The sequence below is a fragment of the Rhodococcoides fascians A25f genome, assembly GCF_000760935.2.
Taxonomy (GTDB): Bacteria; Actinomycetota; Actinomycetes; order Mycobacteriales; family Mycobacteriaceae; genus Rhodococcoides.
Genome location: NZ_CP049744.1, coordinates 1,435,688 through 1,450,088 on the forward strand (window position 1 = coordinate 1,435,688; position 14,401 = coordinate 1,450,088).

The 14,401-nt window shown below is 65.4% G+C and carries 13 protein-coding genes and 1 pseudogene; 4 read left to right on the forward strand and 10 right to left on the reverse strand.

Features of this window, described 5'->3' with window-relative positions; translation table 11 throughout:
* Window positions 1-14 precede the first annotated feature (14 nt).
* A complete protein-coding gene (locus BH93_RS06930; RefSeq protein WP_032380413.1) occupies window positions 15-395 on the forward strand; it encodes a phage holin family protein in 381 nt (126 codons plus the stop codon).
* Here BH93_RS06930 and BH93_RS06935 read toward each other — a convergent pair.
* Both BH93_RS06935 and BH93_RS06940 read right to left on the reverse strand, forming a co-directional pair.
* The gene (locus BH93_RS06935; protein ID WP_037171804.1) at window positions 392-1,261 is read right to left on the reverse strand and encodes a 1,4-dihydroxy-2-naphthoate polyprenyltransferase; all 870 of its coding nucleotides are present in this window, start codon (window positions 1,259-1,261) and stop codon (window positions 392-394) included. The genes BH93_RS06930 and BH93_RS06935 overlap by 4 nt on opposite strands.
* A 47-nt stretch (window positions 1,262-1,308) precedes the next feature.
* Window positions 1,309-2,562, reverse strand: coding sequence for an Hsp70 family protein (locus BH93_RS06940; protein ID WP_037171802.1), 1,254 nt, complete (start codon window positions 2,560-2,562; stop codon window positions 1,309-1,311).
* A 165-nt stretch (window positions 2,563-2,727) separates the two neighbouring features.
* Between BH93_RS06940 and BH93_RS06945 the strand changes: the two genes are divergently transcribed.
* Window positions 2,728-5,988, forward strand: coding sequence for a BTAD domain-containing putative transcriptional regulator (locus tag BH93_RS06945; RefSeq protein WP_242459139.1), 3,261 nt, complete (start codon window positions 2,728-2,730; stop codon window positions 5,986-5,988).
* Here the strand turns inward: BH93_RS06945 and BH93_RS06950 are convergent.
* The 3 genes and pseudogenes from BH93_RS06950 to BH93_RS06960 all read right to left on the reverse strand — a co-directional run bounded on the left by BH93_RS06950 (window position 5,985) and on the right by BH93_RS06960 (window position 8,639).
* The gene (locus BH93_RS06950) at window positions 5,985-6,818 is read right to left on the reverse strand and encodes an ABC transporter permease (protein ID WP_032380416.1); all 834 of its coding nucleotides are present in this window, start codon (window positions 6,816-6,818) and stop codon (window positions 5,985-5,987) included. The genes BH93_RS06945 and BH93_RS06950 overlap by 4 nt on opposite strands.
* Window positions 6,815-7,711 (reverse strand): annotated as a pseudogene (locus BH93_RS06955) (ATP-binding cassette domain-containing protein); the annotation flags it as partial. The pseudogene BH93_RS06955 and the gene BH93_RS06950, both read right to left, overlap by 4 nt.
* A 148-nt stretch (window positions 7,712-7,859) precedes the next feature.
* Entirely contained in the window at window positions 7,860-8,639 is a 780-nt protein-coding gene (locus BH93_RS06960) for a PIG-L family deacetylase (protein ID WP_037171798.1), read from the reverse strand.
* A 62-nt stretch (window positions 8,640-8,701) separates the two neighbouring features.
* Here BH93_RS06960 and BH93_RS06965 point away from each other — a divergent pair, with 62 nt between their 5' ends.
* Both BH93_RS06965 and BH93_RS06970 read left to right on the forward strand, forming a co-directional pair.
* Window positions 8,702-10,378 (forward strand): alpha/beta hydrolase, encoded by a 1,677-nt coding sequence (locus tag BH93_RS06965; protein WP_242459140.1) that lies wholly within the window; start codon window positions 8,702-8,704, stop codon window positions 10,376-10,378.
* A gap of 183 nt (window positions 10,379-10,561) precedes the next feature.
* Window positions 10,562-10,930, forward strand: a complete 369-nt coding sequence (locus BH93_RS06970; RefSeq protein WP_037171796.1) for a nuclear transport factor 2 family protein — start codon at window positions 10,562-10,564, stop codon at window positions 10,928-10,930.
* Window positions 10,931-11,041: 111 nt separating this feature from the next.
* On the opposite strand, the gene menE is transcribed toward BH93_RS06970, so the two are convergent.
* Genes menE through BH93_RS06995 form a run of 5 tightly spaced genes read right to left on the reverse strand, consistent with a single transcriptional unit; the run spans window position 11,042 to window position 14,329 of the window.
* On the reverse strand, window positions 11,042-12,178 hold the full coding sequence (gene menE / locus BH93_RS06975; RefSeq protein ID WP_037171794.1) for an o-succinylbenzoate--CoA ligase: 1,137 nt from the start codon (window positions 12,176-12,178) through the stop codon (window positions 11,042-11,044).
* Window positions 12,179-12,188: 10 nt separating this feature from the next.
* A complete protein-coding gene (locus BH93_RS06980; RefSeq protein ID WP_032380420.1) occupies window positions 12,189-12,503 on the reverse strand; it encodes a DUF3349 domain-containing protein in 315 nt (104 codons plus the stop codon).
* A gap of 4 nt (window positions 12,504-12,507) precedes the next feature.
* On the reverse strand, window positions 12,508-12,837 hold the full coding sequence (locus BH93_RS06985) for a DUF3349 domain-containing protein (RefSeq protein WP_037171792.1): 330 nt from the start codon (window positions 12,835-12,837) through the stop codon (window positions 12,508-12,510).
* A 24-nt stretch (window positions 12,838-12,861) separates the two neighbouring features.
* Window positions 12,862-13,149, reverse strand: a complete 288-nt coding sequence (locus BH93_RS06990) for a hypothetical protein (protein WP_032380422.1) — start codon at window positions 13,147-13,149, stop codon at window positions 12,862-12,864.
* Window positions 13,150-13,156: 7 nt separating this feature from the next.
* Window positions 13,157-14,329 (reverse strand): inorganic phosphate transporter, encoded by a 1,173-nt coding sequence (locus tag BH93_RS06995; RefSeq protein ID WP_032380423.1) that lies wholly within the window; start codon window positions 14,327-14,329, stop codon window positions 13,157-13,159.
* Window positions 14,330-14,401: the final 72 nt, after the last annotated feature.

The following is a 14,401-nucleotide window of genomic DNA, read 5'->3' on the forward strand; positions in this document are numbered from 1 at the left end:
CTACGATGGCGGCCATGAACTTTCTGATTCGGCTCGTGATCAACGCTGTTGCCATTTGGGTCGCCAAGGAATTCGTCGACGGGATCACCGTCACCAGTTCGGGCCGCGGTGACGGGTGGGACATCGTTGTGCTGCTCGGTATCGCAGCCGTTCTCACCATTGTCAACGCGTTCATCAAGCCGATGGTCAAGCTGCTCTCGCTGCCGTTGCTGATTCTGACTCTCGGACTGTTCACGCTCGTGATCAATGCGCTGATGCTGCTGTTGACGGGCTGGTTGTCGTCGCAGACCGGCTACGGCCTCGAGATCGTGGGATTCGCCGCTGCGTTCTGGGGCGCGATCATCATCTCGATCGTGAACTTCCTGCTCGGCGCGTTCGTGCCCGACAAGCGTTAGGCGAAGGCCAACGCAACGCCGGTGCTCGCTCCCCAGACGAGCATCGCCAAGCCCGAATCGCGCAGTGCGGGAATCAATTCGAATCCGTGCGCACCCTTGCGTACCGGGGAGTTCGCGCGAGCAGCGAAGGGGAGTGCCAGCAGGCCCACCAGTGCCCACGGAGTTCGGGCAATCAGAACCACCGTCATCGCGAACGGCACCACCAGCAATGCTAGATGCAGGTAGCGAGTGCGGGCATCGCCCAATCGCACTGCGAGCGTGAGCTTTCCGGATTCGGTATCGGTGGGGATGTCCCGCAGATTGTTGGCGACTAGCACGGCACTCGAGAACGATCCGACGGCCACCGCGGCCAACACTCCGGCCCAATCTATCTGCTCTGCTTGCACGAACTGCGTGCCGAGAACCGCGACGAGTCCGAAGAACACGAATACCGCGATCTCGCCGAATCCGCTGTAGCCGTACGGCTTCGAGCCGCCGGTGTAATACCAGGCACCGGCTATGCAGACCAGGCCTACGATGACCAACCACCAGGCACTGGTGGCAGCCAACGCCAATCCGGCCACGGCTCCGACGGCGAAGCAGCCGATGGCGGCCCTCTTGACCGCGCCTGCGGAGGCCGCCTTGGAACCGACCAAGCGCAAGGGCCCGACACGATCGTCGTCGGTGCCGCGGATTCCGTCCGAGTAGTCGTTGGCGAAATTGACGCCGACGATCAGGGCCAGCGAGACGATCAAGGCCAGCAGCGCCTTCCACCACACCCCGGCGTCCAGGGACACGGCTGCACCGGTACCGACGAGGACGGGAGCAATCGCGTTCGGGAGTGTGCGCGGTCGCGCGCCTTCGATCCATTGCGCAGTGGTGGCCATGAGCGACGATCCTTCCGTATCCGCTCGACGGACGAGAACGCGGCCGGTCAGAACGGCAGGCGCGGCAACACCGGTAGTGGGATGACGGGCATCTGCACGCCGGGAATCTGTGGCAGCGGCACCGTCGGTGCCGGCGCAGGTGCCGGTGGGTTGTAGTGCGGTTGGTACTGAACATAGGGTGCCGGGTCGGCAGCAGGCGGCGGCGCGGAGGTCGTCGTCGGGGCCGGCGGCGGGACGTCGGGTGTGGGTGCCGTCGTCGAGGTCGTCGTAGTGCCGGCTACAGGCTTTGTGGTCTGCGAAACGCGCTCGCCCACGCTGGCGGGGGTGCTCAGCGGTTGGTCTCCCTCGCTGGACCCGATAGCGGTGAACAGCCCGATGGCCGCGATGACGCCTGCGATCGGCAGCGCGATCATTCCCAGCCGTGTCAGTGCCGGTCGGTGTGAGACGAGGGGCGGCACACGGGCCGCGTCCACGTGGGTGGCGTGCACCGCCGCTCCGCCGGCGACCACCAGCTCCGGCCGATCCGGGACGATGACCGGCAGCTGCAGAAAGCGTTCCAGCGTGGCCCGGACCAACGGAACATTGGACGTTCCACCGATGGCGACGACGGCATCGGGATAGAACTCGGCTTCGAGACCGAGTTGGCGAACCGTCGCGGCGGCCTGCTCGGTGGAGCGCGCAATCGACAACTCGAAGATGTGGCGCTCGAGGAGGACGTGCTCGCCGTCGGGTGTGCTGGTGGTCTGGTGCGTGGACAGCGCTTCCTTGATTCCTCGGCAGAAGGCCGTCAGTGCACTCTCTTCGTCGGGAGACTGCGGCGGGCGCACGATGCCGAGACCGAGGATGTGCTCGCGGACGACGGCGTCGAACGCGCGACCGCTGATGGCGGTGGTGCGCGTCGATCCGTAGGAGCGGCCGGATTCGACGTCCACGATGTCGACGCCGACGCCCGTGTCTCCGGCGTCGAACAGTGCGATCGTTCGGTGGTGTGACGGCAGTCCGGGCCGCAGGTATTCCAGTGCCGCGCCGGTTTCGTCGATGAGGTGCACGTCGGAGACGTACTCCTCGGCCAGGGCGGCGGCAATCTGTGCCCGCTCCACGGGGGTGCGGTGGGCGACGCCCAAGGACTGCGGTGCGTCGGGCCGATCGACGATGCCGCGGACCACGCGCGCGACGTCCTCGGCGGAGGGGGAGAGCTGCCAGTCGTCGAACGGGGTGCCGTCGCTCCACGTGCCGTCTTCGGTGGTCCGGGCCGTGCGGATGCCGCACGTGCCCAGTGACACACCCACGGACGAACGCATCGCTTCTCCGGCCTCTCCGATTCGATGACGGGATTCATGTGTAAATTGCGCGCCCTCGAGTCAGGCGACGAGGCCACTCTACCGTCTCACGGTTTGGTTAGGGTCTCAAAACAATCCAAACGTCAATTCGAAGCGTTCGGCCCCGCGGCCTACGATCTGAGGACAGTGCCCCACGACATCGCGGATCCCGAGACGACGCACCTCACGGCCGAACTTCCGGTGGTGGGGATGCTCGGCGTCGTGACGACCGTGGTCGACGGCAGTCCCGTGCCGGTATCGGGTACGCGGGCGCAGGCCCTGCTCGTGGCGTTGGCGCTGGATCCGGGGCGGGCGCGGTCCTCGCAACGGCTCATCGAGGAGGTGTGGCCCGGCGAGCCTCCCCGATCACCGAAGAATGCTCTGCAGACACAGATCTCTCGGCTGCGATCGGCGCTGCCCAGCGGCGCTCTCGAGAGTGGGCCCGGGGGATATCGGTTGGTTCTGAATGCCGAGGACATCGATCTCGGCCGGGCCCGTGCTCTGACCCGCGGCGCGGAGGGTCGCCTCGCTCAGGGGCACTTCCAGGATGCACTCGACCTGGTCGTCGAAGCCCTCGGTCTGTGGCGCGGTGAGCCCATCGACTCCGTTCGGGCCGAGGCCGACGCGGTTGGGACGGCTCTGAAGTCGCTGCAGGTCGCGGCCCTCCTCGGTCTGAGGAGATACGGCGACGCTCTGCCGTATGCGCAGGCCCGCGCGGCCGAGGATCCAGCCGACGAGCGTGCTGCCGCCGACCTCATGCGCGCGCTGCACGGTGTGGGCCGACCCAACGACGCGCTCACGGTGTTCGCGGACTTGCGCAGCGATCTGGCCCAGCGGTTGGGAACGGATCCCTCGCCCGCGACTACTGCACTGAATGCCGAGATTCTCGGTCACGACGCGCCGAAGGTGCTGCAGACCATCGGGCTTCGTGCCGCGCCGAATGCCTTGATCGGTCGAGGCGACGACATCGAGGCTATCGAGGAGCTGCTGCACACCTCTCGCGTCACCACCGTCCTCGGTCCTGGCGGCGCGGGCAAGACACGCATCGCACACGCCCTGGGTCATCGAGCTGCCGATTCGATGCCGGTGGCGTTCGTCGAACTGGCATCGCTGCGCAGTGGTGAGGACGTCGCCTCGGCGATCGGTGCCACCCTCGGATTGACCGAGGCGGATTTCACTGTCGGCAGTCTTCAGGTCGCCCGGGTGCACTCGATTCACGAGCGTCTGGTCGACGTCTTCTCGACTCGCCGAGGTTTGTTGATCCTCGACAACTGCGAGCACGTGATCGACGAGGTGGCTGCAGTCGTGGACGAGCTCGTGGCTGCGACGGATCTGGTGACGGTATTGGCGACCTCCCGTTCGCCGATAGGGTCGACGGCCGAATCGGTGTTTCCGCTGCCCTCTCTCGGCATGCTCGGACCGAATTCGCCTGCGACAGAACTTTTTTGCGTCAGAGCCCGCGCAGTTCGCCCGTCCGTGCGACTCGATCCCGACGCAGTCGCGGCCCTGTGCCACACCTTGGACGGCCTGCCCCTTGCCATCGAGTTGGCAGCAGCGCGAGTGAAATCGATGAGTGTGGAGGACATCGGCACTCGGTTGCACAAACGATTCGCGCTGCTGCGATCGACGGACCGAACCCGTCCGGAACGACATCGAACCTTGCACGCGGTCATCGACTGGAGTTGGAATCTGCTCGACGGCACAGAGCAGGCAACTCTTCGCCGGCTCTGTCGCTTTCCCGCGGGCTTCGATCTCGACGCGGCGCGAACGGTGGCGGAATGGTCCGAGGTCGAGGATGTGTCGTTTGCGCTCGACGGTCTGGTGAACCAGTCCATGCTCACAGTTGCCGAGACGTCTACGGGCGTGCGGTACCACATGCTCGAGACCGTCCGCGAGTACGGCGAGGAGCAATTGGACGCGAGCGGGGAGGAAGAGCAGGTCGCACTACGCCTGCGAGCCTGGTCGACTGCAGTGTCGACGAGGATTTCCGCAGGCTATGCCGGTGGGCGTCCGGCCGAGATGGTTCTGCTGCTCGAGGCGGAGCACGACAACCTGCTCTCCATGATGAGACATTCTTTCGCACATGACGTTTCGGAGCACGTCTGCACGCTCTTCTCGGTACTGGGCTACTTCTGGGCCATGCGCGGCGCGCATTCCGAGGTGCTGAACTGGGCCGACAGGGTGCAGAGCAGTATCCGCCGCGGGATCGCAGAAACACCCGACGACAACGCCGTCATGTGCATGCTGGTTCTTGCGGCGCATTTCGCCTACGGACGACAACTGCGCCGGGTAGCCCGAGTTCGAGTCGATCTACGAAATCTGTTGCGTTACAGAACCGACATCGCACCGGGGTTGCGGTTCAATGCCGAGGTGCTCGTGCACCACATCGGAGGGCGGGGGTTGGCCAGAAAACTGGCTCTCGCCACTCGCTCCGAATACGGCGACGTTCGCTGCAACGCGTACGTGGTTCGCGCGATGCTCGCTCAGAATTCGGGGCGATTGCACGAGTCGATTCGAGACGGTGAGCGCGCTCTCGGCATCGCGCGTAGTCGTGGTGATCTGTGGGCAGTGGGGTCCACCTCGCAAACACTTGCCAGCTCCTACGGTCTGGCAGGCGATCAAGCCACGGCCGCCGAGTACTACCGAACCTCCGCCGATGTGATGTGGACGATGCATGCCTACGAGGAGAGCATGCAAACCCGAACCTTCCTGGCACTGGCCCTGATCGGCGCGGGTCGGGTGGACGAGGGGCGGGCGCTGGTGGAGGAATTGGCGTCGGGAGGTATGGCTCAGGACTGGAGTCCGGGCAATTCCGGTGACACCGCTGATCGGGGGCCTGCCCACGATTCCGGCGCTCGGTGGGATCGTGCGCAGCAGCAGTCGACGTCTGCGTCGCTGACTGCGGCACGGGCAGCGGCGGATGTGGAAGACGGTCACGTCGAACGAGGTTTGGCGCAATTTCGGGAAGCACTGGCCATCGGGGGCTGGCCGTCACAGGACGCGAGCGATCCGTTCATGACGATTCTGGTGTGCGCGGCTGTCGGAGCGCATGTATTGCACGGTCGTGCGGCGGAGATGCGCGAAGCGGTGGGGGAGCTGGTGCGCACGCCGTGGAATGCGTTGGTGCCTGGCGGTTTCTACGATATTCCGATGCTCGGTGCTGTTGCGTGCGCAGTGGGTTCGTTCGAGGTGCAGTGCGGGGACCGCGAACGTGGAGTTCGGTTGCTCGCCGCGTCGGACCGGGCGATAGGTCGCCAGGATTTTCCGTCGATGCGCATCGATCGGCACGTGGCCGCAGCCCGCGTGATTGTCGGTGACCCTACGGTCGACGCCGGTATCGCGCGGGCTGCTGGTATCACCAGACATGCTGCACTGCAAGAGATCTTGAGTTCGCTTCCCGTGTCCTAGGCCTTGCGCATGTACGACTTCACGGTCAGTGGGGCGAAGATGGCGACGATGACCACGGCTCCGACGAGTGAGTACACGACGTGAATACCGAAGTGCCCGTTGTTCGCCAGCTCTCGGACCGCCGTCACCAGGTGTGAGACGGGGTTGATGTCGGCAAACGCTCGCAGCCAGCTCGGCATCGTGGAGGTGTCGACGAAGGCGTTGGACAGGAACGTCAGCGGGAACAGCACCAGCATCGAGATGCCCTGCACCGAAGAGGCTTTGTTCATCACGGTGCCGAGGAGCGCAAAGATCCAGCTGATCGCCCAGGCGCAGAACATCACCAGCAGGACGGCTCCGACGAGGCCGAGTGCTCCACCTGCGGGGTGGTAGCCCATCGCGAACCCGGTGAGGAAACAGACGACCGCGGCGATCAGGTAGCGGATGACGTCGGCCATCAATGCTCCTGCAAGTGGCGAGATTCGGGCGATCGGCAGAGATCGGAATCGGTCGAAGACACCCTTGTCCATGTCTTCTCGCAGCTGTGTGCCGGTGACGACGGAACCGGTGATCACCGTTTGCACCAGGATTCCGGGCACGATCATCGGCAGGTAGGACGTGACGTCGCCGGCAACCGCACCGCCGAAGATGTAGCTGAACATCAGGGTGAAGATCACCGGTAGCAGCACCACGTCGGTGAGTTGTTCGGGGTTGTGTCGGAGCTTGAGCAGCCCGCGATATCCCATGGTGGCGGACTGGGCGGCGGTGCGGGCCAGGCCGATGTGTCGGACGACCGGACGGTCGGCGGGGTCGATGTACGTCGACGTCTGCGGAGTGAGAGTGGTGGTCATGCTGCGTCCTCGTCTGCGCTCTTGCCGGTGAGGGTCAGGAATACCTCGTCCAGGCTGGGTTTGGTGACGGTGATTTCGCTGACGTCGATGCCGAAGTCGCGCAAGCGAATCAAGATGTCGGGGGTCATCGATGTGTCGGTCATGGGTGCAGTCAGACGAGCGGACTCGGGGCTGACCGACACGTCGGTGCCCAGTTGCTTCGCAACCAAAGCTCGGGCGTCGTCGATCTGGTTTCGGTCCGTGAGAGTCAGTGACAGTGCGGAGGTGCCCACCGAGGACTTGAGCCCGTCGGCGGTGTCGTCGGCGATCACGCGGCCGTGATCGATGACGGCGATGTGATCGCACAGTTGGTCGGCCTCGTCGAGGTACTGAGTGGTCAGTAGAACGGTCGAGCCCGCCGCGACGAGCCGACGGATGGTGTCCCACATCTGGGCTCGGGTGCGGGGGTCGAGCCCGGTGGTCGGCTCGTCGAGGAACAGCAGCGGCGGTGCCGAGATCAGGCTCGCGGCCAGATCGAGGCGTCGCCGCATCCCACCGGAGAACAACTTCAACGGTCGCGACGCCGCGTCCGTCAACCCGAATTCCTCGAGGAGCTCGACGGCTTTGGCTTTGCTGTCGCGTCGACTCAGGCCGAGAAGCCGGGAGAAGATGACGAGATTCTCGGTTGCGGTGAGATCCTCGTCCACCGATGCGTACTGGCCGGTGACGCCGACTAGCGACCGGACCGCGGTGGCGTCGGCGACGACGTCTCGGCCGAAAACTCGGGCCGAGCCGCCGTCGGGTCGAAGGAGGGTGGCGAGCATGCGGACCGTTGTGGTCTTGCCCGCGCCGTTGGGGCCGAGGACTCCGTAGACCGCCCCGGTGGGAACGGTCAGGCTGACACCGTCGACCGCGCGTTGCTTACCGAATGTCTTGACGAGGCCGTCGGCCTCGATAGCTGGTGTGGTCATGGGACAACGATCGCCCCGACCGCTTGCACGACGCGTACGTCGCGCTTGCGTCACCTTTCATGTGCCGCGTGGTGTCACCTCTTGCGTGGTGTCACAGTGGCAGCGAGGTCTCCGTCAGGCCGACGCCACCGGTCCCGCGCAACTTCCTGAACCATTCGGTGCCGAAGGCGGTGGTGAGTTGTTCGATGGGCATCTGCAGAAACGGACCGAAATCGCCGACCTGGGTCTCGTGCGCTTCCATGGCGGCCCGCTTCGCCGCGATCACGCTGGACACGTCGACCACCGTGGTGATCTCGGTTTCCGGCAGTCCGAACGTCTCCATGTCCGGCGGTGACGCCTCCTCGCCCCAGTGCGGATTTGCCTCCATCAGTCGGCGCATGTGATCGCGGTTGGTCGTGGTTTCGTACACGTACCTGGTCTCGGCGATCTCGGTGGCGCGCTTGCCGACCACGTGCACCTGAATGTGGTCGGGGTGGCCGTATCCACCGTTCGGGTCGTAGATGGTGACGACGTCGGCCTGCTCTTCGAGCAGCACGTCGGCCAATCGCCCCGCCGCGGTGTCGACGTCGACGTTGCAGAAGGCCTCCGGATTGGCATTTTCCGGAGTGCCCGCCAGGCCGGAATCGGCGTAGTGCAACCGAACGATGCGGTCCACTCCCAGAACGGCGGCCGAACGATCCAGCTCGGTGCGTCGGCGCTCTGCCAGGGTCTCGCCGTCGGTGAGGATTCCGTCCGGAAACTCTCCGAGGGCACCGTCGGTTGCCGTGACGAGTACGACGCGATGGCCGGCATCGGCAGCCAGACGCATCACCCCGCCGGTGCCGAACACTTCGTCGTCGGGATGTGCATGGAAGCAGACCAGAACACTCATGCGTTGAATGCTTGCACGTCGAAGTGGGTGCGGCCCAGTCGGCGGGCCAATACGATCGTCGGGTGACCACACAGCGGTCGTCCTCGATACGTTCGTACTGGCGGGATTCACGAGCGGATCGGTACTGCCGCGCACTACATCCCGTCGGGATCTTCTTCGCTCTCGTGTTCTACGCGCTGTCGATGACTCCTTCTCTGTTGCCCCGTGCGTGGTATCTGCAGGCGGTGGCCACCGGTATCAGTGTCGCGATCGGTTACGGCGTGGGATGCCTCATTGCCTGGGTGGTCCGGCTCTGCGGAGTGTCACCGGACTGGTCGCAGCAGTGGCGTCGACGTGGGTGGTGGGCGCTGGCCGCGGCTGCGGTGGTGGTGATTCCGCTGTTCCTGATCCTCGGATCGTGGTGGCAGCAGATCGTCCGCAAGCTGGTCGGTGTGGAAGACCCCGGCCGGCCGCTGTATGTCGCGGTGCTGGTGCTCTCGTTGGTGGTAGCGGTGGCCGTGCTTGCTCTCGGACGCCTTCTGCGCAGAGCGACTCGGGCACTGACGCGCTGGGGCAAGCAGTACGTACCGAGGCCGGTGGCGAGGATCGCCAGCGTGATCGTGGTTGCGCTGCTGGTGGTGTTCGCTGTCAATGGCGCATTGATTCGGGGAATCGTGGCCGTCGCGGAGAAGTCCGCATCGACTGCCGACCGCGGCAACCACGATGGAGTGGAAAAGCCCACGGCGGAGGAGCTTTCGGGTTCGGATGCCTCGAACGAGGAATGGGATTCGCTGGGGCAGGAGGGTCGACGGTTCGTCGTCTCGGGAGCATCGCCCGACGAGATCAGCGACTTCACCGGAAGACCTGCAGTGCAACCGATCCGCTCGTACGCCGGAGTCGAGTCGGCCGACACCGTCGAGGGCGTCGCAGATCGGGTGGTGGCCGAACTCGAACGTACCGGCGCATTCTCGCGGGCCGTGCTCGGTGTCGCGACCACCACCGGACGTGGGTGGGTCAACGAATCCGTGGCCGGCCCCCTCGAGTATCTGTACGACGGTGATTCGGCAATAGCGTCGATGCAGTACTCGTTCCTGCCGAGCCCGATGGCATTTCTGGCCGACCGGCAGACCCCGCAGGATGCCGGACGAGCACTCTTCGAGGCGATCTACGCGGTGTGGAGCGAACTTCCGGAAGATTCACGACCCAAGTTGGTGCTGTTCGGTGAGAGCCTCGGTGCCTACGGCGGGCAGGATGCATTCAGCGGTGCCCAGGACATGATCGCCCGCATCGACGGTGCCCTGTGGGTCGGCAACCCGAACTTCACTCCTCAATGGGCCCGCATCACCGGTGGACGCGACGCCGGTTCCCGCGAGATCCTGCCTGTCATCGACGGCGGCGAACACGTCCGTTTCGCCGGGTCTTCCGGTGACCTCGACATCGGCGGACCGTGGGAGGAGCCGCGAATCGTTTACTGGCAGCACGCATCCGACCCAATCGTGTGGTGGTCACCCGATCTGATCCTGGGCCGACCCGACTGGCTGAACGAACCGCGTGGCACCGACGTCGACCCGGGAGTGCAATGGTTCCCGTTCGTCACGTTCTGGCAGTTGACCTTCGATCAGGTTTTCTCCACCGACGTCGACGACGGTCACGGCCACAGCTACGGAGCCGACGCGGTGCGGATGTGGGCCGACATCCTCGATCCGCCCGGCTGGACGGACGCCGACGTGGAGCGACTGTACGAGAAAATGGCGGGTTGAGCTGATCGTCCGCTGCCGCTGCCGCTGCCGCTGCCGCGGCCCCTGCCCTGCCCCTGCCCCGGCCCCTGATCGAGCGCAAACGCGCGCGCGTTTGCCGGACGTGCGCGAGTTCGCTACCTCTGCGCCATCTATTTCGCGCGCACCTGGCGAATGCGCTCGCGTTCGTGCGTGAGACAGTGACTCATGTCGCCCAACGATGAGCCCTGTTCAGGCACCGACCTGGCGACTGTTCTGGAGCTCGAGCGAGAGTTGCAGACCCCGGAATGTCGACGCAACCGCGGGCGGCTGGTCAGTCTGCTCGCCGAGGACTTCACCGAAGTGGGAGCCTCGGGCGCGGTGTGGGACAAGGCGTCGATCCTCGACCTACTAGGCGGCGAAGATTCTGTGGAGATCGAGGTGCTCGAACTGAGTGGGCGAGCAATCAGTACGGATTTGGTTCTGGTGCATTGGATTTCGAAGACTTACGAAATGCGAGCGCGTCGAACCTCGCTGTGGCGTCGCACCGAATCCGGCTGGGAATTGGCGCACCATCAAGGCACGCCGCTGAACTGACCGCCGCAACGCGCTCGCGTTTGCCGAACGCGCGCGGGTTCGCCGACTATCTCGCGCGCACCTGACAAACGCGCTCGCGTTTGCGCCCGAACGAGCCGAGCAGCGGCCCGCTCACCGCTTCCCCAGCATTGCCCGCAATTCTGCTCGATTCAGTTTTCCCGGGCCTCGGGTCGGCAGTGATTCGACCAGAAACAATTCACGTGGCGCGGCCGTGATGTCCAACGACGATGCGACGTGAGAGCGTAACTCCGCCAACGTCACCGGCGCAGAGGCGACCACCGCGACCACCACTTTCTGGCCGAGGCGCTCGTCCGGCAGTCCGACGACCGCGCACTCTTGGACTGCGGGATGCGTTGCCAGCGCCGCTTCGACGACCTGCGGTACGACGGTCAAGCCACCCGTCGAGATGGCCTCGTCGAGTCGGCCGGTAATGCTCAATACCCCGTCGACCAGCGTTCCCGCGTCGTCCGTGCGGAACCATCCCGGCTCGGCGAACGCCGGGTGCTCGGGTAATCCGCGATATCCCGAGGCCAGGGTTCTTCCGCCCAACACGACCCGGCCCGCGTCGATGCGTACCACCGTGTTGCGCAGCGGAACTCCGTCGTACACGCAGCCGCCTGCGGTTTCGCTCATGCCGTACGTTCGAACCAAGCGGATCCCTGCCGCATGTGCCTTCTCCCGCAACGGAATTGGCGTGACAGCCCCGCCCAGTAGCACCGCGTCGAGCGAGGCCAACGCAGCCACGGCCTCGGGGTTCTCGAATGCCTTCACCAACTGGCCGGGAACCAGTGACGTGTAGCGCAGGGGACCCGACATTCGGCCCACGGACTCGATCAGGGCGACCGGGTCGAATCCGTGGGACACATCCATGATCACCGGCGAGGTTCCGGCGAGCACGCTGCGCAGCAAGACCTGCATCCCGGCGATGTGGTGTGCGGGCAGCGCCAGCAACCACGAGCCGGGCCCGCCGAGCCGCTCCTCGGTGGCCGTCGCCGACGCGACCAGAGCGGACGCAGACAGCATGGCACCCTTGGGTATTCCCGTTGTGCCGGACGTTGCGACGACCAGTGCGACGCCGTCGTCGACAGGAGTGCCGGGTGCCAGGGCGTCGTGCAGGCGTCGGATCTCGCGCGGGTCGTCGGCGGGAACAGGAAGTAGGGCCGGTCCGTCACCGGCCAGCACACGGCTCAGCCGCGGCAGGATGTCTGCCGCGGCCGGTCCGGTCGGAATGGGAACGCTCTCGAGCACACGTACGAGGTTAGTCCTCGCGGCGCAGCGTGAACGGGTCGGCCAGTGGCCAGCCACCGGCGGCGAGGTTCGCGCGTACCCGGTTGACGTCCTCTTCCCGGGGCATCTCGTTGGTGACCTTGGTGATGGTGACGGAAATACCTGCTTTGTCGGCGGGCAGCTGACCGTCGGCGATGAGGGCGTCCATCACCGACTGCACTTCGTCGTCGGACAGTCGCCGATTCAGAAGAGCAAGGAGGGGAACGTAATCCGCTTCGGGTACCCCGTCGGGATACCCACCGCGAAGCCACCCGACTATCGAGTGGAGGAACGACGGGACCGACATGGACTTACAGGGCCGCCGGATCCGCGAGCGGCCAACCACCGGCTGCCAGCCGCGCCGAGACACGAGAGATGTCCTCGGCCGTCGGCTCGGCGTCGATCTGTTCGCGGATGTACGTCGCGATCTCGTCGGTCGAAATGGCACCGTCGTCGAGTGCGCCGTTGGCGGGAGAGACGAGTTCGAGAACTATCTCCTGCACCTGAGCGTCGGTGAGTGCGGCGCGGCGCAGGAGCGCGACGAGCGGGAAGCGGTCCTTGGGCGGAACGCCCTCGGGATATCCGGCTCGGAGCCATTCGAGCACCGAGGCCGGAAATGCGGTCTTGGTGGAGTCTGTCATGAGAGCTGTACCCCTTCTCGGGTGTCAGAAGACGGAGATGCCGAATGTGCTGTCGAGGAAGTTCTTCATGATGAAGAGGATTCCGGCCACGATCGCGACGACGACTACTGCGAAACAGAGGACGGCCGCGGCAGTGGCGACGGCCGGCCGGGCCACCCGGGTGGTGCCTGCGGCGGTGGCCTCGTCCGAGGGTTCACCGACCGAGAGTGCCTTGAGTCCGAAAGCGAAGATCGCGGGCAGTCCGGCACCGAGCAGGAGTCCGACGAGAACTACCTGCCAGAGCGAATCGAGCGTGTGCTTGAGGGTTTCCATGGTGTCTTCAGACCTTCGCGGGGGAGTCGGCTTCGGTGGCGGCGGGAACGAGTCCGCCGTCCCACTCGGCGTTCACGTTGTCCGGATCGACGGGTTCGCGGCGCGAGCGGATGTACATGACTGTGGCCAGGCCGACGAGGATGGCGAAGACCACGAGGATGCCGGGCAGACCGCCGATCGTGTGTGCGAGCAGCCAGCACGCGGCACCGACCACTCCGGCGAGCGGCAGGGTGATGACCCAGGCGACGGCCATGCGGCCTGCGACGTTCCATCGCACTGCGGCACCGGGCTTGCCGAGTCCCGATCCGAGGATGGAGCCGGTGGCAACCTGGGTGGTCGAGAGCGGGAGGCCGAGGTGGCTCGACGTCAGAATGATTGCTGCAGAAGATGATTCGGCGGCCATGCCCTGCGGAGATGCGATCTCGACCAGGCCCTTGCCCAGGGTGCGGATGACGCGCCAGCCACCGAGGTAGGTGCCCAACGCGATGGCGAGTGCACAGGTGACCTTGACCCACAGGGGCATCTCGGCATCGGGTGAGACGGTGCCGTAGGCAACGAGCGCCAGGAAGATCACGCCCATCGTCTTCTGGGCGTCGTTGGTGCCGTGCGCGAGCGAGACGAGCGAGGCCGAACCGATCTGGCCCCAGCGGAATCCGCGCTCCTTCGACTTCTCGGGAACTGCGTCGGTGATGCGGTAGATGATCCAGGTTCCGACGGTGGCCACGAGGCCGGCGACGATGGGGGCGAGCACGGCGGGCAAGACGATCTTGCTCCACACCCCGTCCCATACGACACCGCTGGTTCCCAGCCCCGCCATGGTGGCACCGATGAGGCCGCCGAACAGAGCGTGCGAGCTGCTCGACGGGATGCCGAGCAGCCAGGTGGCGAGGTTCCACAGGATGCCGCCTACGAGGCCGGCGAAGATGATGGTGAGCAGGGCTTGGCCGCCGGTGTCGCCGAGGTTGACGATGCCTTTCGCGACGGTGGCAGCCACCTCTACGGACAGGAAGGCGCCGACCAGGTTGAGGACGGCAGACAGGGTGACCGCGACCTTGGGCTTCAGTGCCCCTGTCGCGATCGACGTCGCCATGGCGTTGGCGGTGTCGTGGAAACCGTTGGTGAAGTCGAAGGCCAATGCCGTCACGACCACCACGAGAAGTACGAGGAATTCAGCGCTCACGGTGGAAAGTGTGGGACATGAACGTTGTTTCGCGGAAATTTCTTGCGAAGTGTTCTTCTTGGGCGCTGTGAA

Bases quoted from the DNA above. Each gene is read 5' to 3' on its own strand.
- BH93_RS06930 (WP_032380413.1), top strand. From the start codon at position 15: ATGAACTTTCTGATTCGGCTCGTGATCAACGCTGTTGCCATTTGGGTC.
- BH93_RS06935 (WP_037171804.1), bottom strand. From the start codon at position 1,261: ATGGCCACCACTGCGCAATGGATCGAAGGCGCGCGACCGCGCACACTC.
- BH93_RS06940 (WP_037171802.1), bottom strand. From the start codon at position 2,562: ATGCGTTCGTCCGTGGGTGTGTCACTGGGCACGTGCGGCATCCGCACG.
- BH93_RS06950 (WP_032380416.1), bottom strand. From the start codon at position 6,818: ATGACCACCACTCTCACTCCGCAGACGTCGACGTACATCGACCCCGCC.
- BH93_RS06960 (WP_037171798.1), bottom strand. From the start codon at position 8,639: ATGAGTGTTCTGGTCTGCTTCCATGCACATCCCGACGACGAAGTGTTC.
- BH93_RS06970 (WP_037171796.1), top strand. From the start codon at position 10,562: ATGTCGCCCAACGATGAGCCCTGTTCAGGCACCGACCTGGCGACTGTT.
- BH93_RS06980 (WP_032380420.1), bottom strand. From the start codon at position 12,503: ATGTCGGTCCCGTCGTTCCTCCACTCGATAGTCGGGTGGCTTCGCGGT.
- BH93_RS06985 (WP_037171792.1), bottom strand. From the start codon at position 12,837: ATGACAGACTCCACCAAGACCGCATTTCCGGCCTCGGTGCTCGAATGG.
- BH93_RS06990 (WP_032380422.1), bottom strand. From the start codon at position 13,149: ATGGAAACCCTCAAGCACACGCTCGATTCGCTCTGGCAGGTAGTTCTC.